The sequence below is a fragment of the Acidobacteriota bacterium genome (assembly GCA_020845575.1).
In the GTDB taxonomy this organism is placed as follows: Bacteria; Acidobacteriota; Vicinamibacteria; order Vicinamibacterales; family Vicinamibacteraceae; genus Luteitalea.
This window is the reverse complement of the sequence record JADLFL010000016.1, coordinates 133,326-158,051: the sequence shown is the minus strand read 5'-3', so window position 1 is coordinate 158,051 and position 24,726 is coordinate 133,326. Positions and strand designations below refer to the sequence as shown.

Genomic DNA, 24,726 nt, shown 5'->3' with positions numbered 1-24,726 from the left:
TGCCGAATGATGAATGACTGGTCGCCGGCGACCGGCAACAGGAAATCGAGCGTGCGGGCCCTGGCCTGCATCGTGAGTGTCGCGCTCGCAGTGGCGGGTTGCGGCTCGACGGCCGCGCCGCCGTTCGGGGCGGGGGCGGACTGGTCGTCGTATCTCGGCGACAAGGGGACCACGCACTACTCCACGCTCGACCAGATCACGACGGCCAACGTGAGCGGGCTGAAGGTCGCGTGGACGTTCGACACGATCGCGTCAGCAGCCGCTGACAAGACGACGCCTGTCGCGAAGGGGGACTACCAGACGAACAACTTGATCGTCGACGGTGTGCTCTTCACGGCGTCGCCGGCGCGGCACGTCTTCGCGCTCGACGCGGCAACGGGCGCCGTGCGGTGGCGCTTCGATCCGCTGACGGAACGCGAAGACGCCGTCGGCAACAGGCAGCGCGGACTCGCGTACTGGGCCAACGGCAGCGACAGGCGCGTGTTCACGTCGGCCGGCACATGGTTGTACGCGCTCGACGCAGCGACAGGCAAGCCGATTCGCACGTTCGGCGACAACGGCTCTATCCACCTCGGACGTGGGCTCGGCCTCGGCGGCACGCCATCGGTCAAGCTGAACACACCGGGCGTCGTGTACAAGGACCTGCTGATCCTCGGCGGGCTCATCCCGGAAGACGTGGCCGGCGGCATCAGGGCGTTCGACGTACGGACAGGCGAACTGAAGTGGACGTTCCGCACGATCCCGCGGCCCGGTGAAGAAGGCTACGAGACGTGGCCGCCAGACGCGTGGAAGACGATCGGCGGCGCGTCGGATTGGTCCGGGCATTCGGTGGATGAACAGCGCGGCATCGTGTACGTCTCCACCGAGACCGCGGGGCCCGACTTCTGGGGCGCCGACAGGTACGGCGAGAACCTGTTCGCCAATTCGGTGATCGCCCTCGACGCCAACACGGGGCGCCGTCTCTGGCACTACCAGATCGTCCATCACGATCTGTGGGACCTCGACATGCCCGCGCCGCCGACGCTGCTCAGCGTGACGCACGACGGCAAACGCATCGACGCCGTCGCGCAGGGCACCAAGCACGGGCTGCTCTTCGCGTTCGATCGCGTGACGGGCGTGCCGTTGTGGCCGATCCACGAGCGTCCGACGACGCCCGCGCGTATTCCCGGCGTGCAGGTGTGGCCCACGCAACCCGTGCCCGAGAAGCCCGCGCCGCTCATGCGCCAGCGCTATACCGCAGACGATGTGTCGGACATCTCGCCCATGGCGAGCCTGCTCACGAGCGAGCGCCTCGCGCGCAGCGGCAACGCCGGTGCCATGCCGCCGCCGAGCACCGACGAGACGATCCTGTTCCCCGGCCCGGACGGGGGCTTCGAGTGGGGTGGCGCGGCAGTCGATCCCGACGGCGTGCTCTACGCGAACGTCAACGAGATCCCGTGGTTCTACAGGATGATCCCGACGCGCGACGAGTCGGGCGCGGCGTTGAGCCTGGGCCACCGGCAGTACCTGGTTCACTGCGCTGCCTGTCATGGTGCCGATCGACGCGGTGATCCACGCGGAGGCATGCCGCGACTCGACACATTGAAAGGCACGCGCACGCAGGAATACGTGGCGAACGTGATCGTCCAGGGGGGCGGCCGCATGCCGCCCTTCGAGCGTCTCAGTCAGCGCCAGCGCACCGCCATCGTCGGGTTCCTCTTCGGCGCGGAGACGCCTGCGACGAACGCGAAGGCCGACGATGACACGGAGGTCGAGCCGCCGTATGCATTCGGTGGATTCCAGCGCTGGTTCGATCGCGAAGGCTATCCCGCGATCAAACCGCCGTGGGGCACGCTGAACGCCGTCGACATGAACACCGGCGAACTGCTGTGGAAGGTGCCGCTCGGCGAGTATCCCGAACTCACCGCGCGCGGCATTCCGCCGACGGGCACCGAGAACTACGGCGGCCCCGTCGTCACGGCGGGCGGCCTGATCTTCATCGGCGCGTCGGCAGACGAGACGTTCCGCGCGTTCGACAAGAAGACGGGCCGCGTGTTGTGGCGGGCGACGCTGCCCTTCAGTGGCACCGCCACGCCGAGTACGTACATGGCCAACGGCAAGCAGTACGTGGTGATCTCGGCCGGTGGCGGGAAGTCAGGCAGGCCCGCCGGCGGCACGATCGTGGCGTTCGCGCTGCCCGACTGACGGGGCACACCAGGCGCGTCACCCGTCCGCCGGATAAAATGCGGCGGCTGCACCTCTGGTTGACGCAGTGACACACGTTGCGGTGAAGTGCGGCGCATGATCTGGTCTCCGAGTCGTCGAACGTTCCTGCAGGGACTCGGTGCCGCTGCGTGTGGTGCGACAGTGCGCGCGCATGCGCAGGGTCAGCCGTCCGGCCCCGCCAGGCTCGATCGCCTCGACCTGCTCCTCTATCGGGATGATGCGGGCGCGATTCGTTCCGTCACCACGCCTGCAGAATGGCGCCGACGACGCGCCGCGATCGCCAGCGCGATGCAGGACGTGATGGGACCGGTGCCAGGCAGCGAACGACGGACGCCGCTCGACATCCAGATCACGAGTGAGGTGGATGCCGGCACCTACGTGCGCCGGGCGATCACGTATGCGTCGGAGCCGGGCTCGCGAACGCCGGCGTGGCTGCTCGTGCCCAAGACCGCGCTGTCTGGACGCGCATCCGCACGCGCCATCCTGTGCCTGCATCCAACCGACCACGAAATCGGCCACGACGTGGTCGTCGGTCTCGGCGGACGCCCGAACCGCGCGTATGCCGCCGAACTCGCCGAACGCGGCTTCGTGACGCTCGCACCGTCCTATCCACTGCTCGCCCGCTATCAACCTGACGTTCGCGGACTCGGCTACGTGAGCGGGACGATGAAGGCCATCTGGGACAACATGCGCGGCGTGGACCTGCTGGAGTCGCTGCCGTTCGTGCGGCCCGGCGGCGTCGGCGCGATCGGACACTCACTGGGCGGACACAACGCCGTCTACACCGCCGTGTTCGACGAACGGATCGCGGCCGTCGTCTCCAGTTGCGGGCTCGACCTGTACACGGACTACTACGATGGCAATCCGCAGGTCTGGCAGCCGGAGAAGGGCTGGTGTCAGCTCCGCTACATGCCGCGGCTGCTCGACTACGCCGGCCGGCTCGACGCCATCCCCTTCGACTTCGCCGAGATGATCGGCGCGCTCGCGCCGCGCCCGTGCTTCATCAGCGCACCGCTGCGCGACTCGAACTTCCGCTGGGCGAGCGTGGATCGCATCGCCGCTGCCGCGCGGCCCGTCTACCGGCTGCTCGGCGCGCCTGATGGCCTCACGGTGATCCATCCGGACGCCGATCACGACTTCCCCGACGAGGCGCGCCAGCAGGCGTACGCGCTGCTGACGCGCGCGCTCGCCTGACGCGCCGCCCGGTCAGCGCGACTGCGAGATGCGGATGCGGCGGTATTCCATCTGTCCACGATCGGCTTCGAGCCCGATGGGGCCCGACGCGGGGACGACGAAGGCCTTCTCGATGACCTCGCCGTTGCACGTGACCAGGGCCGTCTCGCCCTTCACCGTCACGACGAGCTCGTTCCACTCCTGCGGCCGATACGACGCGAGCGACGTGTAAGGACCCGCCAACCTGTAGTCGCGCACCTGGAGCTGCGGCCCGCGAAGGAACACGCCGCCGTCGGCGTTCGGCGTCGCGCGGAACTCGAGCTTCAGCACGAAGTCGCCGTCGAAGCTCCGCGTCGTCCACAACTGCTGGATGCTGCGGCCGGCCGGAGGCGTGAGCGCCGCGATGTGATCGGCGATCACGTGCCAGCGCCCGTCGGCGCTCGACGTACGTCCATCGAACTGCACGGGCTCGTCGACGACAGGCCACGAGGCGGCGTTGATGGGGTCCTTCTCCTTCCAGCGCGCCGCCATGGCCCGCTCCTGCTCGGTGGTGACGCGATAGCCCCAGCCCGTGAGGTCGCGGCCGTTGAACAGCGCCTCGAACCCGGGTTCAAGGGCGAACGCCGTCGGCGCCGGCGTGAACAGCCCGAGCGATTCGAGCACTGGACGCAGCGCCGCCGTCCAGCGCGCGTACCCGGCGTCGTTGAGGTGCAGGAGGTCAGGGAACTCCGCGATCGGCGCGTCGCCTTCGGCGGTGGCCCAGAGCCGCCACGTGTCGATCGGCGTGACCTGCGCGTCGTGCTTCACGAGCGCCAGCAGGCGCGCATTGGTCTCCTTGATCACCGCAGTGGGACGGTTCTTCGTGCTCGAACTGGGGAACACCTCGCACAGCACGATCGGCATGCGCGGGTTGTGCGCGCGCAGCGCTTCGAGAATCGCCTTGACGTTGCGCTCGACGACGTCCGGGCGCGCACCTTCTTCGATGTCGTTGGTACCGATGAGGAGGACGACGGCCTTCGGGTTGAGCGCGATGACGTCGCCCTGCAGACGCAGGAGCACGCCGCGCGAGGTGTCGCCGCTGATCCCGCGGTTGGCGACCTTCATCCCCGGGAACGCCGCCGGCAGGCGGTCGTTCCAGCCCTGCGTGATCGAATCGCCGAGCAGGACGACGGCCCCTTGATCCTGCTGCACCTGCGACGCCCACGCCGTCCGCTTGTCGTGCCACAGCTTCCTGAACCATGTATGGCGTCGCAGCGGGCCCACGCCGGGCAGCCCCTCGTCGTTGTCCGGGATGTCGAGGCTGGCCGACGCCGCCGGCGCCGCCACCTGCGCGCACGCCGTACCGGCCAACGGCGGGGCAATCAGGACCATACCGCAGAGCGCCAGCGACAGGAACAGACGCGCACGCAAGGCAACCATGCCGCAGAGCATACGCCGGGTACCTGAACTCCTGGGATCCCGAGCATCCGGTTGCCCGTTGCCGGTTGCCGGTTGCCGTCCCTTGCATCCATCCATCACAAAAGGTAGATTCGTGGATGTTACGTTTGAGAACTCCTTCATGACCACAGCGGCTGCTTCGCCTTTTCACCGTGCGCACGATTCCTCCGAGGCCCCTCTCGAGAGGCACCCGCTGGAAGAGCTCATCGCGACGCGCATCGCCATCATCGACGGCGCGATGGGCACCACCATCCGTACGTACGGGATGACCGAGGCCGACATCCGCGGCGAGCGCTTCCGCGACGCGCCGAAGGACCTCCTCAACAACGGCGACATCTTCTCGCTGACGCAGCCGGAGATGATCTGCGACATCCACCGTCGCTTCCTCGAGGCGGGCGCGGACATCATCGAGACGAACACGTTCGGCGCCACATCGATCAGCCAGAGCGAGTTCTTCGTCGACGACCCGCGCGAGCACGGCGGCCGCAAGGATCCGGCGTTCTACCAGGGCATCATCGAGGATCGGTTCCTGCGCGATCTCGCGTGGGAGATCAACGAACGCTCCGCACGACAATGTCGCGAGTGGGCGGACCGCGTGGCGGATGCCACGGGCCGCCGGCGCTTCGTCGCCGGAGCCATCGGGCCGCTCACTGTCTCGCTCTCCAACTCCCCCGACGCCGACGACCCGGGCTTCCGCGTCGTCACCTTCGACCAGGTCAGGATCGCGTACACCGAACAGGTCCGCGCGCTCATCGCCGGCGGGTCCGACGTCCTCCTCGTCGAGACCATCTTCGACTCCCTCAACGCGAAGGCCGCGCTCGTCGCCATCCAGGACGTCTTCGCACAGGATGGCATCCGCTTACCGATCATGATCTCGGCGGCCGTCGGACGCGGCGGCGAGACGATGATCTCGGCGCAGACGGTCGAGGCGTTCTGGACCGCCGTGGCGCACGTGAACCCGCTGTCCGTGGGCCTGAACTGCTCGCTCGGGCCAGACCTGATGTACCCGTTCCTCGAGCAGCTCGCGTCGAAGTCGTCGGCCGCCATCTCGTGCTATCCCAACGCCGGCCTGCCGAACCCGCTGTCGCCCACGGGATTCGACCTCGAACCGGACGACATGGCGCGGCACCTCGGCCACTTCGCCAAGGACGGCCTCATCAACATCGCCGGCGGCTGCTGCGGCAACACGCCGGCACACATCGCCGCGATCGCGAAGGCGCTCGACGATCAGCCGGGCCGCGCGATACCTGCGCGCGCCATCACCGGCGACGAGGTCCGCCGCCGCAGCGTGACCGTGCCGCGGCCCCTGCAGCTCTCGGGCTCGCAGCCGTTCGTGCAGCAGCCCGGCGTGTTCATGATGATCGGCGAGCGCACCAACGTGGCCGGCTCGCCGAAGTTCGCGCGGCTCATCAAGGACGGTAAGTACGACGAGGCCGTGAGCGTCGCGCGGCAGCAGGTGGAGAACGGCGCGAACGTCATCGACATCTGCATGGACGAAGGGATGATCGACGGCGTCGCCGCGATGACGCGCTTCCTGCAACTCCTCGGAAGCGAGCCCGAGGTCGCGAAGGTCCCCTTCATGATCGACTCCTCGAAGTGGGAGGTCCTCGAAGCCGGACTCGCCTGCCTCCAGGGCAAGGGGATCGTCAACTCGATCTCGCTGAAGGAAGGCGAGGCGACCTTCCGCGAGCGCGCGCGCACGATCCACAGGTACGGCGCGGCCGTGGTGGTGATGGCGTTCGACGAGGAGGGGCAGGCGGCGACGTATGCCGACAGGATCCGGATCTGCGCACGGGCGTATCGCATCCTCGTCGACGAGATCGGCTTCCCGCCCGAGGACATCATCTTCGACCCCAACATCCTCACCGTGGCCACGGGGATGGAGGAGCACGACAACTACGCCGTGGACTTCATCGAGGCCACGCGCTGGATCAAGACGCACCTGCCGCACGCGAAGGTCAGCGGCGGCGTGTCGAACATCTCGTTCAGCTTCCGCGGCAACAACGTGGTCCGCGAGGCGATGCACTCGGCGTTCCTGTATCACGCCATTGCCGCCGGCATGGACATGGGCATCGTCAACGCCGGGATGCTGGAGGTGTACGAGGAAATCGAGCCCGAGCTGAAGGTGCTCGTCGAGGACGTGCTGCTGAACCGGCGACCCGACGCGACAGAACGCCTCGTGACGTTCGGTGAGGCGTTGAAGGCCGCGGGCACCGGTGCGGCAAGCGACGAGAAGAAGACCGAGGAGTGGCGGCTCGGAACCGTGGAGGCGCGCCTTACGCACGCGCTCGTCAAGGGCATCGACACGTACATCGACGAAGACACGGAAGAGGCGCGAGCCAAGCTGGGTCGTCCGCTGGCGGTGATCGAGGGGCCGCTGATGGACGGCATGGGCGTGGTGGGCGATCTCTTCGGCGCGGGCAAGATGTTCCTGCCGCAGGTCGTCAAGTCGGCGCGCGTGATGAAGAAGGCCGTCGCGTACCTGTTCCCCTTCATGGATGCCGAGAAGGCCGCGCTCGCCGCGGCTGGCCAGACGGTGAGGACGCAGGGCAAGATCGTGCTCGCCACCGTCAAGGGCGATGTCCACGACATCGGCAAGAACATCGTCGGCGTGGTGCTCGCGTGCAACAACTACGAGGTGATCGACATGGGCGTGATGGTGCCCTGCGAGAAGATCCTCGAACGCGCGCGCGCCGAGAACGCCGACATCATCGGCCTCAGCGGTCTCATCACGCCGTCGCTCGACGAGATGGTGCACGTGGCGCGCGAGATGGAGCGCCAGGGCTTCACGCTGCCGCTGCTCATCGGCGGCGCAACGACGAGCCGCGCGCACACGGCGATCAAGATCGCGCCGCACTACAAGCAGCCCGTCATCCACGTGCTCGACGCCAGCCGGGCGGTACCGGTTGCCACGAGTCTCCTGAGCGAAGACGGCAAGGACGCGTTCGTCGCGCAGCACGAGGCCGACTACGCCAACATTCGCAAGAGCCACGGATCGACGCGGCAGCCGCTCGTCGATTTCGAGACCGCGCGTGCACGGCGTACGGCGATCGCATGGCGCGCCGAGGACATTGCGCAGCCGGCCTTCACGGGCGTGCGTGCGATCGAGGTGCCCCTGGCGACGCTGCGCGAGTACATCGACTGGACGCCGTTCTTCCACACGTGGGAGCTGAAAGGCATCTATCCGCGCATCCTTGACGATGAGAAGTACGGCGCGCAGGCGCGGCTGATCTTCTCGGAAGCCAACGCGCTGCTGGACCGCATCATCGCCGAGGATCTGCTGCGCGCCCGCGGCGTGTACGGCTTCTTCCCGGCCAACGCCATTGGCGGGGACGTCGTGGTCTTCACCGACCAGACGCGCGCCGTCGAGCGCACCCGCTTCCACTTCCTGCGCCAGCAGATGGATCGCGCCGATCAGCCGTGCCGGTCGCTCGGTGACTTCATCGCGCCCGTCGAGACGGGCCTGCCCGATCACATCGGCACGTTCGCCGTGACGGCGGGCCTCGGCCTGCGGGAACTGTGTGACGGCTTCCGCGCGCAGCACGACGACTACAACGCGATCATGGCCGAGGCCATCGCCGACAGGCTCGCCGAGGCCTTCGCCGAGTACCTGCACAAGCGCGTGCGCGACGAGTGGGGCTATGGCCTCGCCGAGACGTTCACGCCGGAAGACCTCATTCAGGAGCGGTATCGCGGCATCCGTCCCGCGGCAGGCTATCCGGCGTGCCCGGATCACACGGAGAAGGGCACGCTCTGGCAGTTGCTCGACGCCGAGGCGGCGGCCGGCATCGTGCTCACCGAGTCGTACGCGATGTGGCCGGGTTCCAGCGTGAGCGGTCTCTACTTCGCGCACCCCGAGTCGCGCTACTTCACGCTCGGCCGCATCGACAAGGATCAGGTGGCCGACTACGCGGTCCGCAAGGACATGCCGGTGGCCGACGTCGAACGCTGGCTCGGCCAGAACCTGGATTACACGCCGTCGACACCGGCCTGACGTTCGATGGAGACGGTCGACCCGACGCGGTGTCCGCTGTGCGGTGAGGCCAACGACTGCGGCGCCGAACGCGGCGCCGCAAGCTGCTGGTGCGCCGACGTCACATTCTCGCAGGACATCCTCGACCGCGTCCATCCCGACCTGCGCAACAAGTCCTGCATCTGCCAACGCTGCGTCATTCGACTCGCGTTCAGCTCGCCTGGCGGCGAGCCGACGGCGCGCTCATGACGAGCCCACACGAACGAGCCGACGAGCCTGTGAAGCCATCGCGAGCCACGTGAAGGCGCGGGTCCTGTCGCCGGACAGCCCCACCCGTCCTCAGCGCGAAAAGCACTCGTACGGCTACCGCGCTTGCGGGCGGGCGGGGCCGCCCCGTCCGGCGCCACCCGCGCCCGGACGCGATGGCTTCATGAACTCTGAAGCCCGTTCGCTCCATCGTTCGCCCCGCCGCGGTGGAGGCCAGGCGCTTCACTCGGATGGAGGCCCTGCGCTGATGGCGCGAGGCGTGCTGGGCTGCGGCACGTGGGACATCGCGGGCTGGCCGAAGAAGAGGCGCGCCTCGTATGCGTTGTGCGCGCGGCAGCGCAGGGCGATGTTGTCCGCGGTCGCCGCCCCGCCCACGGCATACGGTTCGAGATGGTGGAACTCCAGGCGCGCCGTCTCCCTGCACCGACCGTGACGTCCCTGGAACGCACATCGCCCCTCGTCTCTCGCCCACACCGTCCGGCGTACCGCCGCGGGAATGTGACGAGATCGTGAGTCCGTTGGTGTTCCCTCACGTGGCCTCGTCGTCTTCGCGAAGCGACGACGCTCGAGGTCCTGCACCAGCAGCACGAGCGCACGACCGAGGATCTCACCCACGTCACCCGTCGGCACGGCGTGCCGCAACAGAGCCTGTGCTCGACGGAGTGTGTCGTGCGTCTCGCGCGACAGCGTGCACTGAATCCGATACTGCTGTGGCGCAAGTGGCTCGATGCGCGCCGGAGCCGCGGCGAACTCGATGCGGGGCACGTGCGGGTCTGGTGTCACCGGCAGTCGTCCCGCACTCGATGCGTCGTCTGGCGCAGGCGCGAGTGATGGCTCAACAACGCGACGCTCCTGCACCCGGCGAATGACAGTGGGGGCGGCGGGCTTCGGATGCAATGCCGCGATCATCGCCTCGACTTCCCGCTTCGACTTGTGCCGCGTCTCTTCCAACACGCGCGCATGGTTCTCAGGCGTCAGATGCGGCGCCAGCAGGCGTGCTGTCGTCAGCGTGATCGCCGACTGCTCGACGAGATCCAGGATGATCGGGTACGTGCGCGCCGCACGGGCGACCTCGATGCGGTTGTACGCGCCGCCCTCGGACAGATGCAGGACCTGCGTACACCACACGAACAGCGACGCGCAGCCCTCACCGAGATAGAGACGCCGCGCGTCGACCTCCACGAGTGCGCGCAACAGCGTCGCGGTTGCGCGCCGCTCGTCGATCGCCAGCTGTTTCGCGACGTCGATCAGCGTGCGGTCATCGAGTTCCGAGAACAGACATGTCGTCGTCATGTTCCCTTGTATCACGAGGTTTTTCGGCCTCATGGGAGCCGACGTACGAGGCGATCGCGAGTACTCGAGACGTCTCTGCCAACAGCCACGCCGTTCGTGCCACCAGCGCGTCCGCGGCCCGCGAGAGACGTCGCGCAGCGCTCGTGTGGCATCACGTGCCGATGGCCCGTCGAAACGTTGTCAAGCGAAATCATTCGGCTCGTGACGAGTTGTCACTGCAAGTTGCATGGCCTGTCATGAGCGACGTCGCAGAAGGAACTCGTTCCGGAACGAGTTGACGCAACGTCCCGCTCGCACGCGCCTCTCCTGAAGATGTAGGGGCACCCTTGGCTTGCCCACCGGAACTGCACAGCAGCGAAGGTGGGTGAGTGCCTGATCCAGACGGGCGGCCACCCTCTCCGCTGCTGCGCAGCGACGGAGGACAGCCGAGGGCCGCCCGTACGCACGCATCGATTCTTCACAGGCTCTCAGCCCCTGGCTGTCGCTATTGCGGTCGCCGTGGGGTGATCTGCCATGGGGTCAGGACGGCGGCGACGCTGTCGCCGGCGCCGACCCAGAATCCCCTGACGTGCGGCATCGGTTCGCGGCGCACGTACATCCAGACGGACGTGACATCGGGAGGGCCGACGGGTTCCGTGCCGGTGCACTCGTAGTCGACGCCGTCCAGCGTGAAGCGGATGACGTGGCCATCGACTGTCGCCACGTCGTCGGGCGGCGCATCGGTCGGTGCTTCCGCGCTGAACGCAACGGTTCCCGTGTCGTCGCCCAGCCCTGCCGCGACGACTGGGCCCGTGGCGAAGGTACCTGGCCGGTTGACGTTGAGTACCGTCCGGCCGCGGCGAATGGTCAGGCCAGCGAGCGTCAACTCCGGCCTGACGTCGGCCCGCTGTCGGCGGCTGGTCTCCAGCGCGGCGACGCCCTGCGGCGACAGCGAGATGACGCGTAGCCTGTCGCCTACCTGTTGTCCCGTCTGCCTGTTGTCGAACAGGCCCAGCGACACCTCGTCTCCGCTGCCCAGGCGACCCGACGTCTGTGTCGCCGCAAGCGTGGCGAGCGTCTCATCGAGACGGAACGGCATGATGAAGGTGCGCCGTCGCGCTGCGAACGCTCGTGCGGCTTCATGCAGACGCACGGGCCGCAGCACGACCTCCACGCCGCCGTCACGAGGATTGAGGCGAATGGCGTATGCAAACCGCGCGTATCCGCTCCTGTCGACGATGATCCGGTAGACCTCTCCGTCTTTGACGGCGATGCGCGAGTCCATGGCCTGGCCGTCGTACGGGAGTACGCCGGTCATCGACAGGCCGAGCACGATGCCATCGGCAACGGTGATGCGGGCTTCGGCGCTGTCGTCGGCGACAGCTGACGTGGGCGATGCGCACACGGTGACGAGCGACAGACCGAGCGCGTGAACGAGCGGGCGAATCATGGTGTCCTCCTTGTGACGCGAATTCTCGGATCGGCCATGACCTCGAAACCATCGAGGTCCACGGCACTGACCGTCGCCGCAACAGCTCCGGGCCTGGCACCGGGAACGCGTACGGGCGTCTGGCTCTCGACGACCACGTGGCTGATCAGTGCGGGAGATGCCGGCGCTCGCCAGACGACGAAGGCCGCGAGCAACAGCGCCACCAGGGCGGCGTGGAGCCAGAACGACGCGTGCGCGAGCGGCCGTCGAGCCGGCGCCACCAGCGCGACAGCGTCGCCATCGAACAGTCGATCTATGACCGCGTGACGCGCGTCAGGCAGACGCGGGGCTTTCCACTCGCCGAGTGCTGACTGAAGGGGGTCGTTCATGATCGGACTCCGAGTCTGGGTGCATCCTCCAGGCGATCTCGCCCGTACAGGAGCAGATCTTTCAACCGCGCACGGGCGCGGTGCAGACGCACGCGCACGACGACGCTCGAACTGCCGAGAGCGCGCGCGATTTCCCGTGGCTGATAGCCGTGATACGCCGAGAGGATGATGATCTCCCTGTCCGTTTCAGACAGGGCGGAGAGCGCGGTCCTGACGGCGATGACGTGGTCGGGCTGCGCCGTGACGATCGCCTCGTCGGGCAGCGGCGTCTGACCTTCTCGCGCGGCGCGACGGCGATACTCTCTCGCGACGTTTCGCACCACGCCGAAGAGCAGCAGCACGAGGTCGCCGCGACGCGCATCGAGCCGGCAGCGCCCGTCGAGCACGCGCACCACGCTCTCGTGCACGATGTCTTCGGCGCTGCGCTCCGATCCCGTGAGGCGATAGGCGAACGCGAAGAGGTCGTGCCGTCTGTCGCGATAGACCGCCTGCAGATCCGCCCGAAGAGTGGGCAAGTGCGATGGGGCGAGCAGCGGCTTCACATGACGACTTGTCGCGAGACGCGGCGATCGTTACATCGCGTACCGAACACCGGGAAATCAGATGGAGGCCAGGGCCCGCGGTGTCCGGTGCGAGGCCGGGCCCGGAGGGCCGGCCCTACCTACCGCGGCAGTGGGTAGGGCCGGCTCTCCGAGCCCGGCCCGGAAGGCCAGCCTCACTTCACTTCGCGTCGAGGCCGTTCAGGCCTCTTGCGTAGTTGGGGTCGATGGCGTTGAGGTCGGTGCGGTAGCTGACGGTGCGGTCGGTCGGGAACGCCGTCGGCACGGGCAGCGTGACGGCACCCGTGGCGACCCATTCGGTGCCGCGCTGCAGGGTGGTCACGAAGCCGACGCAGCTCATGCCGACGATGTCGTGGCCCATCACGGTGTGGAAGACGCGGCCCTTGCCGAAGGTGCTGGCCATCAGCACGGGCTCGTCCCTGCCGGTGCCGCTGTTGGCCGGATCGGCGAACGCCGTGGCGAGGATGGTCATGTTGGTGCCCGGTCCGCGCAGGTGGGCGTACAGCTCATCGCCCTGGTGCATCCACGCCGTGGGAAGGCCGCGCATGATGGGATGGTCGGCGGCGCGCGTGCGCACGAGATACGGCGTGCGACGCCCGTGCGACGCGCCGGGACCGTCCGACGGATCCCGCACCAGCTTGTCGTCCTTGTAGTACCAGTACGGCCCCGACGCGACGGTCCTGTCGCGCCAGCCGCCGACGCCGATCATGTCGTTGAAAGCCTTCCATCCGGAGAAGGCGTTGTCTGCCGCGTGCACGATGACGACGCCGCCACCGCCATCCACGTAGCGCTCGAACGCCGCCTTGATGGGCGCCGGCCAGCGCTCGTCGGGCGCGTCGTAGTTGAAGATCACCGCCTTGTAGGCCGCGAAATCCGGCATGAATCCGTCGAGCACGCCGGTGGCCGCGGGTGCCGTCACCACGGTGACGTCGAAGCGGCCCGTCTCTTCGAGCACCTGCCTGATGAGCGGCGTGCCCAACTGCCACTTGTGGTACGGTCCGCCGCTCTCGCCATCGAGCAGCATCACCTTCGTGCGGGTCGGACCTTGCGCCACCGTCGTCACGGCGACAGCCACAATGGTCAACAGGCTCAGGAACACATGTCGCATCAGGGATCCTCGCGTCTTGTGGTCCAGTATGGTAGCCCGCCACACTCGTGATAGAGATACCCGCGTCCCATGCGCCGCCCATTCACCTTCACGCTCGTACTCGTCCTGTTTGCCGCCTGCGGAGTCCTGCTTCGCGGCGCGCAGCCGTGGCTGCCTCCCGCTCTCGCCCTCGGCGACACCGCGCGACTCACGCCGGCCGAGGCGGAACGCCTCGCCACCGAGGCGCGCGCCAGGCTGAATGTCGAACTGGCCGACGGCGTGGACCTCTCGCTCTGGGCTCCACGCGAGCTGCTCGTGGACCCGGTGGCGATCGACGTCGCCGCCGACGGCACGCTCTACGCCACCAGTTCGATGCGCAACAACATGCCCCTCGACATCCGGCAGCATCCCGACTGGATGACCCCTGTCCACGCGCTGCGGACGCTCGCCGACCTGCGGGCGTTCTATCGCAGGGTGATGGCGCCGGGCAACAGCGAGATCAACAGGTGGATCGATGACCTCAACGGGGATGGCGTGCGCGACATCCGCGACATGGAGCCCTACAAGGAGCGGATCTACAGGCTCCGCGACACCGATGGCGACGGCCGCGCCGACGAGTCGCGCGTGGTCTACGAAGGCTTCAACGACGACCCGGCCTTCGACATCCTCGGGGGCATCCTCGCGCACGAGGGCGACGTCATCGCCGGCGTCCCGCCCGGCGTCTATCGCCTCCACGACAGCGATGGCGACGGCATCCTCGATCGCCGCACCACCATCGCCGAAGGCATGAACATCCATCCGGCGTTCGGTGGACACGGCGTGTCTGGCGTCATCATCGGCCCGGACGGGCGGCTCTACTGGGAGGTCGGCGACATCGGCCTGCACGTGGTCGACGAACACGGCAAGACGTGGGCGATGCACAACCAGGGCGCCGTGATGCGGTCCGAGATCGACGGCTCCAACTTCGAGGTGTTCGCCACGGGCATCCGCAACCTGCAGGAGTTCTCCTTCGACGATCGCGGCAACCTGATCTCGGTGGACAACGATGGCGACCACGCGGGCGAGATGGAGCGGCTCGTGTACCTGCCGTACGGATCGGACAGCGGCTGGCGCTCGAACTGGCAATACGGCAAGTACACCGACCCGAAGAACAACCGCTACAACGTGTGGATGCGCGAGTCGCTGTTCAAGCCTCGCGGCGAGAACACCGCCGCGCACGTGCTCGCGCCGATCGAGAACTGGCACGCCGGTCCGTCGGGCATGGCCTACAACCCCGGCACCGCGCTCTCCGAGGCGTGGAACGGCTACTTCTTCGTCTCGAGCTTCCCCGGCGCCGCGCCCAACGCCCGTGTGTACGGCTTCACGCTCGCCCCCGATGGCGCGGGCTTCCGCAAGGACGTCGAGAAGACCCTCACCAGGGGCGTGCTCGTCGTCGGCATGAAGTTCGGGCCCGACGGCGCCCTGTACATCACCGACTGGATCACCGGCTGGGACTCGAAAGACGATGGGCGGCTGTGGAAGCTGGACACGCCGGCAACGGCCGGCAGCGCGATACGTAAGGAGGTGCAGACGTTACTCGTCACCGACTTCGCGCAGCGGCCGGCGGCATCCATCGCTCCCCTGCTGCGCCACGCCGACATGCGCATCAGGCAGAAGGCGCAGTTCGATCTCGTTCGCCGCGGCGACGTGCAGGCCCTGCTCGCCGCCGCGCGCGACAGATCGAGCCTGCATGGCCGGCTGCACGGGCTGTGGGGCCTTGCGCAGGCCTCTCGTCGTCAATCGGCGATCGCGGCCGAGCTCGTGCCATTTCTTGCCGACGATGACGCCGAGATTCGCGCGCAGGCCGCACGCCTCGTGGGCGACGTGAAGTACGCGGCGGCCGGCGAGCGCCTGCTCCCGCTGCTGGCCGACGCGAGCCCGCGCGTCAGGTTCTTCGCGACCGAGGCCGCGGGGCGGCTGGCGTATCGCCCGGCCGTGCCGGGCATCATCGCGATGCTGGCCGCAGACGATGGGCGCGATCAGTGGCTGCACCACACGGGCGCCGGCGCGCTGGCGACGATCGGCGAGGCCGATGCGCTCGTCGCGCTCTCGTCGCACGCCTCCAGGGGCGTCCGCAGCGCCGCCGTCGTGGCCCTGCGCCGGATGCATCACCCTGGCGTCGCGCGCTTCCTCGCGGACGTCGACGCGTCTGTCGTCATCGACGCGGCACGCGCGATCAACGACGATGGCGGCATCGCCGGGGCGATCCCCGATCTGGCGGCGCTGCTCGATCGCGCGCCGATCACCAACGAGCCGCTCGTGCGGCGGGCCATCAACGCCAACTTCAGGGTCGGCACCGCGGCGGCCGTCGCACGCATCGAAGCGGTTGCGCGCAACACGTCTGCGCCCGCCGACATCCGAGCCGAAGCCGCGTCCGCGCTGGGCGTGTGGGACGACCCGTCGCCCACCGATCGCGTCGACGGCTATTACCACGGCACTGTCACCATCGGCGACACCACCCCGCGCACATCGTCAGCCACGCGACGGCAGACGCGAGACATCGCCGCCGCGCGCGCCGCCATCGAGCGGCTCGTCGTCGAAACCGCCCGTGGCACGTCAGCCGATGATGCGGACGTGAAGGTGGCGCTCGCGGAAGCCGCCGGCCGCCTCGATGCGCGTGGCGCGATGCCCACGCTTCACACGCAGCTCTCCGGCGATCCGTCGGCGCCGGTGCGCGTGGCCGCGCTGCGCGGGTTGCAGGCGATGAAGGTCGGCGACAAGAGCGCGCTGATGCAGTCGGCGCTCGGCGACAGCGACGCCACCGTCAGGCGGGCCGCGCTCGCGCTCCTTCCGGACCTGCGGATCCCCGCTGCCGCCAAGGCCAATCACGCGGCAACGCTGCTGAAGTCGGGCGGCATCCAGGAGCAGCAGGGGGCGATCGAAGTGCTCGGCGCCCTGAAGTCGATCCCGTCGCGTCGCCTGCTTGCCGCGCAACTGGACGAACTCGATGCGGGACGTCTGCCACCGGAACTGCACATCGATCTCCTCGATGCGGTGCAGACGGACGGCAACGCGGCACTCGCCGCGAGGCTCGACGCCTATCAGCGCCGGCAGCAGGCGGACATGCCGATCAAGGCGTTCAGGACGGGTGCGGTGACCGGCGGCAACGCACGCAGGGGCCAGCAGGTGTTCTCGCAGAATCCACTCGCCGAGTGCACGCGCTGCCACGCCATTCGCGGGCGAGGGGCCGACGTCGGGCCCGACCTCTCGCGCATCGGCGCCACGCTCACGCGCGACCAGTTGTTCGAGTCGCTCGTCGATCCCAACGTGCGCATCGCGCCGGGGTTCGGCACCGTCGGCGTGACGCTGCGCAACGGCGAGCGTCTCGACGGCACGCTCAAGGAAGAGACCGACAGCGAACTCGTCCTCGTCGCCGGCGCGCCGGCCGTCACGCACCGGATCCCGAAAGCCGACATCGCCGAACGCACCAACCCGATCTCGGCGATGCCTCCGCTCGGCCTGATCCTGAAACCGCGCGACGTGCGGGATTTGATCGAGTTCCTGAGCGGCCTCCGCTGACGTCGACGGGCCGGGCTTGGAGAGCCGGCCACCATCAACACATGGCGTCAGGAGACGGGGCGGAGGGCGGCGCGCTCCTGTTGCACGAGCCCTACGATCGGGAGCACCGGATCGGCGTCGCGCCACCACTCGGCGAGCGTGTCGTAGGCGCGACGGCTGCCCTCGAGGTCGCCTGACGCGGCCAGCGCGCGCGCCAGTCCGAGCTGCGCCACCGGAATGATTGGCGAGAACGGATCGCTGCCGCGGTGTTCCACGAGACTGCGGAAGACGCGCGCCGCCTCCGTGTGCGCACCGGCACGCGCGTACGCCAATCCCTCCACGTACGCTGGCGCCAATGCGGCGATGAAGCCGTACTGGTATGGCGCGGCCGGGCGCAGGGCTTCGGCGGCCTCGGCAGGCCTGTTGTGGGCGAGCGCGATCGCCGCGGCCGCGACGGGCACGTATGCCACGCGCAGGAAGGTGTCCTCGGGACGCACCAGCCGGCGCCGCGCGAGGATGGCTTCCGCCTCGTCGGACCGGCCGGCCAGCGCGAGCGCCGCCGCCGCGCGCAACGCCGGCTCCGGCGGCGTTGACGTCCGTGCGACCTCGCGCGCCTGCGCCACGCCTCGCTCACGATCGCCAATCAGCACTTCGGTGAGTGCAAGCCATGCGCCATAGCCGGAGGTGATCTCCGGGAAGTGTTGCGCCTCGGCCGCCGCCATGGTCTGCGCGAAGAGCTGTCGCGCCTCGCCGAGCCGCCCGTGGAACGCCGCCGCCTGGGCCTGCGCCCCGATCACATCGAATCCGCGGGAACGCGTGGCGGCCCACGCGATCTGATCGCGCGCCGTCGCGCTGTCGCCGAGCAGCGACGTCACCTGATACAGCAGCCGTCGCATCGGCACCGTCTCGAGCCGCTGCCCGACGGCCTCCTCCGCCACCGCACGCGCATCGGCGTACCGTCCCTGGCCTCGCCGCGCGTGCGCGAGGTTGGAATACGGGAAGGCGTGCGCCGGATTGCGCCGGTGTGCCTCCTCGGCCTGGAGCGCCGCCGCCTGGAAATCGCCGAACCGGTTGAGCAGCACCGCCAGTGCGTTGGGAGCCCTGTAGTCGCGCGGATAGGTGCGGCTCCATACCTCCAGCGCTTCGCGCGCCTTCAGTTGATCGCCCGTGACGCGATCGTGGTACTGGTACGTGATGAACAGGCGTTCGCGTTCACTGACGCGTCCGCGCTTCTCATACGCGAGGCGTGCGTACTCCTCGCTTCGGCCCGTCTCGCCGAGCCCTCCGTACGCGCTCGACAGCGTGGTGTAGGCGAGCGCGAATCCGGGGTCGATCCGGATCGCGCGCTCCAGCAACTGGATCCCGTCGAGTTCCTGACCGGCGGCCCGCTTCGCTGCCGCCTCCGTGTAGGCCTTCAGCGCATCCAGCGACGGCGTCGTCGCATCTTCGATCGGCACGTTGTGCGCCGAGAGCGACGTGCGCGGTTCGCCGAGCGCCGTGCGCACCGACGCGGTGAGCTCGCCGAGCACGCGCAGCACGTCCTCCTTGTGCTGCACGTCGGCCTGCTGCCGCACGATCGTGCCGCCGTTCTCGCAGTCGGTGGCCACGAGCGCGATCACTGTGTCGCGCCCGACGGCAGACACGCTGCCTTCCAGCATCGCCTGCACACCGAGTCGCTGGCACAGCTCCGTCGCCACGGCGTGCGTCAATGGCGTGTCGGCAGGACGCCCCATCATCGCGAGTCCGCTGCGCACGCGCTCGTCGGAGACGACGTCGAGGTACGGTGACTGTCCGAGGTACACGCTGACGGCCTGCCGCAGCGTGCCCTGGAAGTCGGCGTCGGCGGTGCCGTTGACGATGTCGCTGAGGAGCACCGAGTTGCGTGGTCGCGCGGCAACGCCGGTCCCGGGCCGCCATCCGAATCGCCACGCAGCGCCCGCGATCGAGGCGAACAGGACGGCAGCCAGCACCGCCGCTCGCCAGCCGACGAGCCCCGTGGACACGTGCCACCGAGACGTGCCGACGCGACGCACGTCACGCAACTCGTCGAGCAGGTCCTGCATCGAGGCCTGACGCTGTTGCGGCTCCTTCTCGAGGGCTCGCTCGATCGCGGCGGCCAGAGCGGCAGGCACGCGTCGATTCAGTTTCCGAACCGGGACCACCGGCGTCGACAGGATCGCCTTCGCGAGCGCCGTCGGCGAGTCGCCACTGAACGGGCGCTGGCCGGTCGTCAGCTCGTAGAGGAGCACGCCCACCGAGAAGACGTCGCTTGCCGCCACCGGTGGATGTCCGGCGACCTGCTCGGGCGACAGGTACGGATCCGGTTCCGCTTCCTCGCCGTCCCCGACGGGATCGATGTCCACGGCTGTCGTCGCGAACGCGCCGAGATCCGGGGCCGACGCCGACGGATCGGCCACGGCGCTCCCGAGGCTCATCAGCTTCACGTGCCCGTCGCTCGTGACGCGTACGTGGTTCGGACGGACGTGTCCGTGGACGAGGCCGCGGCGATGCACGGCGCACAACGCCCCGGCCAGTTGCGTGCCGATCTCGGCGATGCGGTCGACAGGCATGAGCCCCGCCGCCGTCAGTTCGTCGAGGCGACGGCCGGACAACAGCTCGCGCACGACGTAGGGTTGCCCCTCCTCTTCACCCCAGTTGTGAACGGCGCAGATGTGTGGATGCGTGACGAGCGAGGCCACGTGCGCCTGCCGGCGGAAGCGGTCGATCGCCTCCTGCGAGACGTCCGGGCCACGCCGCAGCAGCAGGAGCGCGACGGTCCGCTGCAGCCGCGCATCTCGCGCGCGCCAGATCTCGACGCGGCCGTCCTGCCCGATACGCTCGAGCAACTGGTAATGCCCGATCGAGACGGGCAACGAGTCGCGGGAGTTGTCGGAAGACACGGCCGGGGTGCTCTCAGGGTGAGCCTCTGTTGCCCGCAGCTGATGCGTTGGTGGAGGCGGCACCAGACGCGAGCCGATCGTACTCTGCCTTGGCGACGCGTCGGGGTGGGAAGTCCGCGTCGGCAGCGCGCCAGAACGAGAGCGCCATTTCGTAAGACGAACGCGCCACGGTCACGTTCCCTCCCGCGAGGCGCACGCGCGCCAGGCCGAGCCACGCGAGCGGAACCATCGGCGCGAACGGGTCGGTTCCGCGGTTCCGGATCAGGCGCTCGTATTCGGCGGCCGCCTCGGCCCACGTCCCCTGCTCCCTGTACGCCTCGGCGCGCAGGTACGTGGGCACGAGCGCACCCAGTCCGCCTGTCTCGGTAGGGCTGGCCGCGTCGAGCGCGGCAACGGCATCCGCCCACTGCCCGGCATGCAGCGCGATCGACGCGCGTGTGACGGGCGCGAGCACGGTCCGCACGTATGTCGAATCGGGCGACCGCGCTTCGGCCGCGGCGAGCATGGCCAGGGCGTCTGCACGCGCGCCCGCCAGGCCCAGCGCCGCTGCCGCCCTGAACCGCGCCGACGAGGCGCCCTCGTCGCCATGGTTCGCGAACGCGAGCATGCGCCTGACGCGCGCCTCCAGGTCCGGGCCGGGGCGCTCGATCGCTTCGAGCCACGCCAGGTGCGAGGCCTGTCCCGCCGCGTAGCCCTGGAGCCCGCGCGCGAGGGCCAATTCGATCGCGCGACGGTAGAGTGCCTCACCGTCTCCCCAACGCCCCTCGAACATCGCGATCTGCGCCTGCGCGGCCACGAGGTCGAACTCGCGCGTCTGCCCGCGCGCCCAGGCGATCTGCTTCGCGGCGGCGGGATCCTCCGCCAGGACCTGCAACTGGAACAGGAGGCGTCGTGTGGGCGCTGTCGCGGTGCCACGCGTCACCGCCTCGGACGCCACGCGTCGCGCATCGTCGTAGCGATCGAGTCCACGGTAGGCCACCGCGAGGTTCGACACGGCGAAGGGATGATCGGGGGTCCGGCGCAGTGCCTCGGTCGCGGCCGCCACTGCCTTGTCGTACTGCCCGAGCCGGTTGTAGATGACGGCCAGCGCGTTGGCGGGAACGAAGTCACGCGGATAGGCGGCCTGCCAGGCCTGCAGCGTCTCGACGACGGCGTCCTGATCGCCCGTGACACGGTCGTGATATTGGTACCTGATGAAGAGACGTTCGTGTTCGCTGACGCGATTCTGGTGCGCGAAGGCTTCGCGGGCGTGCGCCTCGCTCTTCTCCAGTTCTCCGATCGCGCCGTAGACCGTCGAGAGTGTCGCGTGCGCCTGCGCGAACGTCGGGTCGAGCTCGATCGCCTGATTGAGGAACGCGATCGACTCGATCTCCCTGCCGCGGCGCCGCTCCTCGAGCCCCATGGCGTACGCCTTCAGCGCAGGCAGCGACGGCGTCGTGGCCTGCGCGATGGGCGTGTCGAAGCGCGCGAGCGACGGCAGCGACTCGCCGAGCGTCGTGCGCAGCCCAGACGCGATCGTGCCGAGTTCGGCCAGCACGGACTCGGCGTTGGCGGCTTCGGCCTGCGCTTGAGCGAGCGTGCCTCCCGTGCGGCAGTCCGTGGCCGTGACGGTGAGCACGTACTGCGACCCGAACGGCGCGAGCCGACCGTCGATGAGGGCCTTGACGTCGAGGCGCTGACAGGTTTCGCGCGCGATGTCGTGCGTCAGGCGCTGGTCAGGTGCGCGTCCCATGAGCCGCAGCGTCTCGGCGATACGTCCGTCGGGCACGATGGCGAGGAACGGCGACTGGGCAAGTTGCACTTCGAGCGCCGCGCGAAGCGTGTCGTCGAACACGGGATTGCCCGTGGCGTTCTCGATTGCGCCGATCACGATGCTGTCGCGATCGGTGAGCGCGACTGGGCGCCGCGCGTACCACGCGGCAGCCAGGCTGCCCGCAACGAGCAGCGCCGACGCGGCCAGGCCTACGCGGCGCCTGCGTGTCGCGCGATCGAGGCGGGTACCGCCATCGACGAGCAGGCGCGGCGCGGGACCGCTCGGGGCCTGCGCGCGCGCCAGATCCGACGCGAGTTCGCTGGCGCGCTGGTACCGCTGGCCCGGATCGGCGGCCAGCAGCTTGACGATGATCGCGTCGAGTGCACGCGGCACGCCCGGCTGGAGCGAACGCGGCGGCACGAACACGCCGTTGCCGATCCGGTTGAGGATCTGCGCGATGTCGTCGCCCTCGAACGCGCGTCGGCCCGTGACCATCTCGTAGAGCACGCTGCCGAGGGAGAAGAGATCCGTGCGCGCATCCAGCGCGTCGCCGCGCGCCTGTTCCGGCGACATGTAGAACACGGTCCCCATGGCCATGCCGGTCTGGGTCAGGTGCAGCGGACGCGAATGCGTGCGGGCCAGATCGACCGCGGGATCGCGCTGGATCGGCGCCGGGCCGGACGCAGTCCCGGCTCCCGGCTCGTCGCTGGCAAGCCGTGCCAGCCCGAAGTCCACGACCTTCACGTGATCGCCTTCGGTGACAAAGAGATTGGCGGGCTTGATGTCGCGGTGGATGATGCCCTGCCTGTGCGCGGCGTCGAGCGCGTCTGCCACCTGCCGCGCGAGGGCGATCACGCGCGCGGGCGGCATCGGGCCCTCCTCGATCAGCTCGCGCACCGTCACGCCTTCGAGGCGCTCCATCACGATGAACGCCTGGCCGTCGTGCTCGCCGAGCTCGTGGATCGTGCAGATGTGCGGATGCTGGAGTGACGAGGCCAGTCGCGCTTCGCGGCGGAAACGCGTCAGCCACTCCTTCGACGCGGCGGCTTCGGGATGCAGGATCTTGATGGCGACTTCGCGTCGCAGGCGCGTGTCTTCGGCTCGATGGACCTCGCCCATGCCGCCGACGCCCAGCAGGCCGAGGAGGCGATAGTGCGAGAGGTGCGCGGACGCCATCAGCGTGGAGCGTTGGTGCCGTCCCACCACCGCGAGAGTCCGGCGCCGGCCGGGCGCGCGTGGTGCGCGTAGTGAGACGTATCGTTGAAGAGCATCAGCCGCGCGCGCACCGTGTCGCGGAAGTCGAGCACGTTGAGGCACGCCGGCGCCTGATCGAGGCGATCGCGATACCCCCGCGCGTCGAACCCGAGGAGGCTGCTGAGGAGGATACGGATCGTGGCCTTGTGCGACACCACGAGGACGCACTCGCCCTGATGCGTGGTGACCACCTCGCGGATGACGGGGAGCGCGCGTGCCAGCACCGTGACGCCCGACTCGCCCCCCTCCGGCGCGAACGTGAACGGGTCCTCTTCCCACGTAGCGTACTCGTCACCGAAGCGGGCTTCGACCTCGGCGCGCGTGAGTCCCTCCCAGCGGCCGTGCCCGATCTCGGCGAGTCCGTCGCGCACGATGGGCTCGAGATCGAACGTGCGCCCGATGATGCGCGCCGTCTCGACCGTCCGCGACAGCGGGCTCGTGTAGATCGCCGTCACGGGATCCTGTCGAAGCCGTTCGCCGAGCTTGGCCACCTGCCAGCGGCCTTCATCCGACAGGTCCACGCCCACGGCACCGGAGAAGCGATTCTCCGCTGTCAGCTGCGTGGCGCCGTGGCGAACGAGGAAGAGACGCGTGGTGGGCATGGGGGAGATCGTACATCTCGCCGGCAACCGGCAACCGGCAACGGGCAATCGGACACCGGGTTCATGGCATTCCCGGCATCGCGGCGTTCACGGCATTGCGCTCCGTACCACCTTGCGGCCCAACGCCTTCGTGAGGACGTCGTGCCTGGGGAACGCGTGGCCGAGGTAGGGGACGAATCCTTCGGCGTGGGTGACTGACCTGCGGCGGATGTCGCGGGCGCGCTCGACTGCGACGCGGCGCATCCAGTGGAGGTACTCGTCCTCGCCGTGTTGCTCGTGCAGCCACGCGCGCTGCGACGCGTGCGCGGCGAGCATCGCGGCCTTGCGCTCGATCACCGGTGAGATGTCGACGACATGCGTCGCTGCGGCGCGCGCGCCCGTCGGCGTGGCCAGGTCGATGGGGTCGGCGAAGAGCAGCGCCGGGAGCGCGTCGCACGGCGGCGCTGGACGACGAGGCGCGCGCACGCCAATCGGCGGCAGCGCCTTCCAGTTCGGAATCGTTGAGCCGAACGCCGCATCGCGCGCGAGATACGACGTCTGCTCGTGGTCGGCCATGTAGTCCACGGGCGGATGCGTGATCAGCACGTCTGGCCGCACCGCGCGCAGCAGACCGGTCACGATCCGCTTCTGCCGCTCGGTGTGCGCGATCGTGAGGTCGCGAATGCCGAGGCACGTATAGCCCGCTCCCAGCAGGCGCGCGGATGCCGCGGCTTCCTTCCTGCGAATGCGCGCGATTGCCGCCGCCGGCAATGTCGACGACCCGAGATCCCCCGCCGTCATCGTCGCCATGTGGACGTCCCATCCGGCGTCCTTCAACAGGATGAGCGTGCCGGCGCACGTGATCTCGATGTCGTCGGGGTGCGCCATCAGCGCCAGCACGCGCGGCAT

Annotated in this window: 15 protein-coding genes; 5 read left to right on the top strand and 10 right to left on the bottom strand. The window is 69.0% G+C overall.

Translation table 11 applies throughout. From position 1 onward, the window contains the following. Window positions 1-9: 9 nt before the first annotated feature. Complete coding sequence (locus IT182_04955; GenBank protein ID MCC6162680.1) at window positions 10-2,184, top strand: PQQ-binding-like beta-propeller repeat protein; 2,175 nt, start codon at window positions 10-12, stop codon at window positions 2,182-2,184. Window positions 2,185-2,280: 96 nt separating this feature from the next. After that, a complete protein-coding gene (locus tag IT182_04950) occupies window positions 2,281-3,399 on the top strand; it encodes a twin-arginine translocation signal domain-containing protein (protein MCC6162679.1) in 1,119 nt (372 codons plus the stop codon). A 12-nt stretch (window positions 3,400-3,411) separates the two neighbouring features. Here IT182_04950 and IT182_04945 read toward each other — a convergent pair whose 3' ends face one another. After that, window positions 3,412-4,749, bottom strand: a complete 1,338-nt coding sequence (locus IT182_04945; protein ID MCC6162678.1) for a DUF1080 domain-containing protein — start codon at window positions 4,747-4,749, stop codon at window positions 3,412-3,414. 187 nt (window positions 4,750-4,936) lie between these two features. Between IT182_04945 and metH the strand changes: the two genes are divergently transcribed. Both metH and IT182_04935 read left to right on the top strand, forming a co-directional pair. Next, window positions 4,937-8,809: a methionine synthase gene (metH, locus tag IT182_04940; protein ID MCC6162677.1), complete on the top strand. Its 3,873-nt coding sequence runs from the start codon at window positions 4,937-4,939 to the stop codon at window positions 8,807-8,809. Between the two features lie 6 nt (window positions 8,810-8,815). Further along, window positions 8,816-9,037 carry a cysteine-rich CWC family protein gene (locus IT182_04935; GenBank protein MCC6162676.1) on the top strand — a complete coding sequence of 74 codons (222 nt, stop codon included), beginning with the start codon at window positions 8,816-8,818 and terminating at the stop codon, window positions 9,035-9,037. A gap of 240 nt (window positions 9,038-9,277) precedes the next feature. On the opposite strand, the gene IT182_04930 is transcribed toward IT182_04935, so the two are convergent. From IT182_04930 to IT182_04910, 5 genes are all read right to left on the bottom strand, one after another. After that, a complete protein-coding gene (locus IT182_04930; GenBank protein MCC6162675.1) occupies window positions 9,278-10,348 on the bottom strand; it encodes a hypothetical protein in 1,071 nt (356 codons plus the stop codon). Between the two features lie 484 nt (window positions 10,349-10,832). Next, window positions 10,833-11,777 (bottom strand): hypothetical protein, encoded by a 945-nt coding sequence (locus IT182_04925; protein ID MCC6162674.1) that lies wholly within the window; start codon window positions 11,775-11,777, stop codon window positions 10,833-10,835. Further along, on the bottom strand, window positions 11,774-12,145 hold the full coding sequence (locus IT182_04920) for a hypothetical protein (protein MCC6162673.1): 372 nt from the start codon (window positions 12,143-12,145) through the stop codon (window positions 11,774-11,776). The genes IT182_04925 and IT182_04920 overlap by 4 nt, the downstream gene beginning before the upstream one ends. Beyond that, window positions 12,142-12,687 (bottom strand): RNA polymerase sigma factor, encoded by a 546-nt coding sequence (locus tag IT182_04915; protein ID MCC6162672.1) that lies wholly within the window; start codon window positions 12,685-12,687, stop codon window positions 12,142-12,144. The genes IT182_04920 and IT182_04915 overlap by 4 nt, the downstream gene beginning before the upstream one ends. Window positions 12,688-12,865: 178 nt before the next feature. Further along, window positions 12,866-13,804: a ThuA domain-containing protein gene (locus IT182_04910; protein MCC6162671.1), complete on the bottom strand. Its 939-nt coding sequence runs from the start codon at window positions 13,802-13,804 to the stop codon at window positions 12,866-12,868. 78 nt (window positions 13,805-13,882) lie between these two features. Here IT182_04910 and IT182_04905 point away from each other — a divergent pair, with 78 nt between their 5' ends. Then, entirely contained in the window at window positions 13,883-17,350 is a 3,468-nt protein-coding gene (locus IT182_04905) for a HEAT repeat domain-containing protein (GenBank protein MCC6162670.1), read from the top strand. Window positions 17,351-17,397: 47 nt separating this feature from the next. On the opposite strand, the gene IT182_04900 is transcribed toward IT182_04905, so the two are convergent. From IT182_04900 to IT182_04885, 4 genes are all read right to left on the bottom strand, one after another. Then, window positions 17,398-20,229, bottom strand: coding sequence for a protein kinase (locus tag IT182_04900; GenBank protein ID MCC6162669.1), 2,832 nt, complete (start codon window positions 20,227-20,229; stop codon window positions 17,398-17,400). Window positions 20,230-20,242: 13 nt separating this feature from the next. Continuing rightward, entirely contained in the window at window positions 20,243-23,158 is a 2,916-nt protein-coding gene (locus tag IT182_04895; protein ID MCC6162668.1) for a protein kinase, read from the bottom strand. Further along, a complete protein-coding gene (locus tag IT182_04890) occupies window positions 23,158-23,838 on the bottom strand; it encodes a histidine phosphatase family protein (GenBank protein MCC6162667.1) in 681 nt (226 codons plus the stop codon). Before IT182_04890 ends, IT182_04895 begins: the two co-directional genes overlap by 1 nt. 87 nt (window positions 23,839-23,925) lie before the next feature. Further along, window positions 23,926-24,726 (bottom strand): PIG-L family deacetylase, encoded by an 801-nt coding sequence (locus IT182_04885; protein ID MCC6162666.1) that lies wholly within the window; start codon window positions 24,724-24,726, stop codon window positions 23,926-23,928.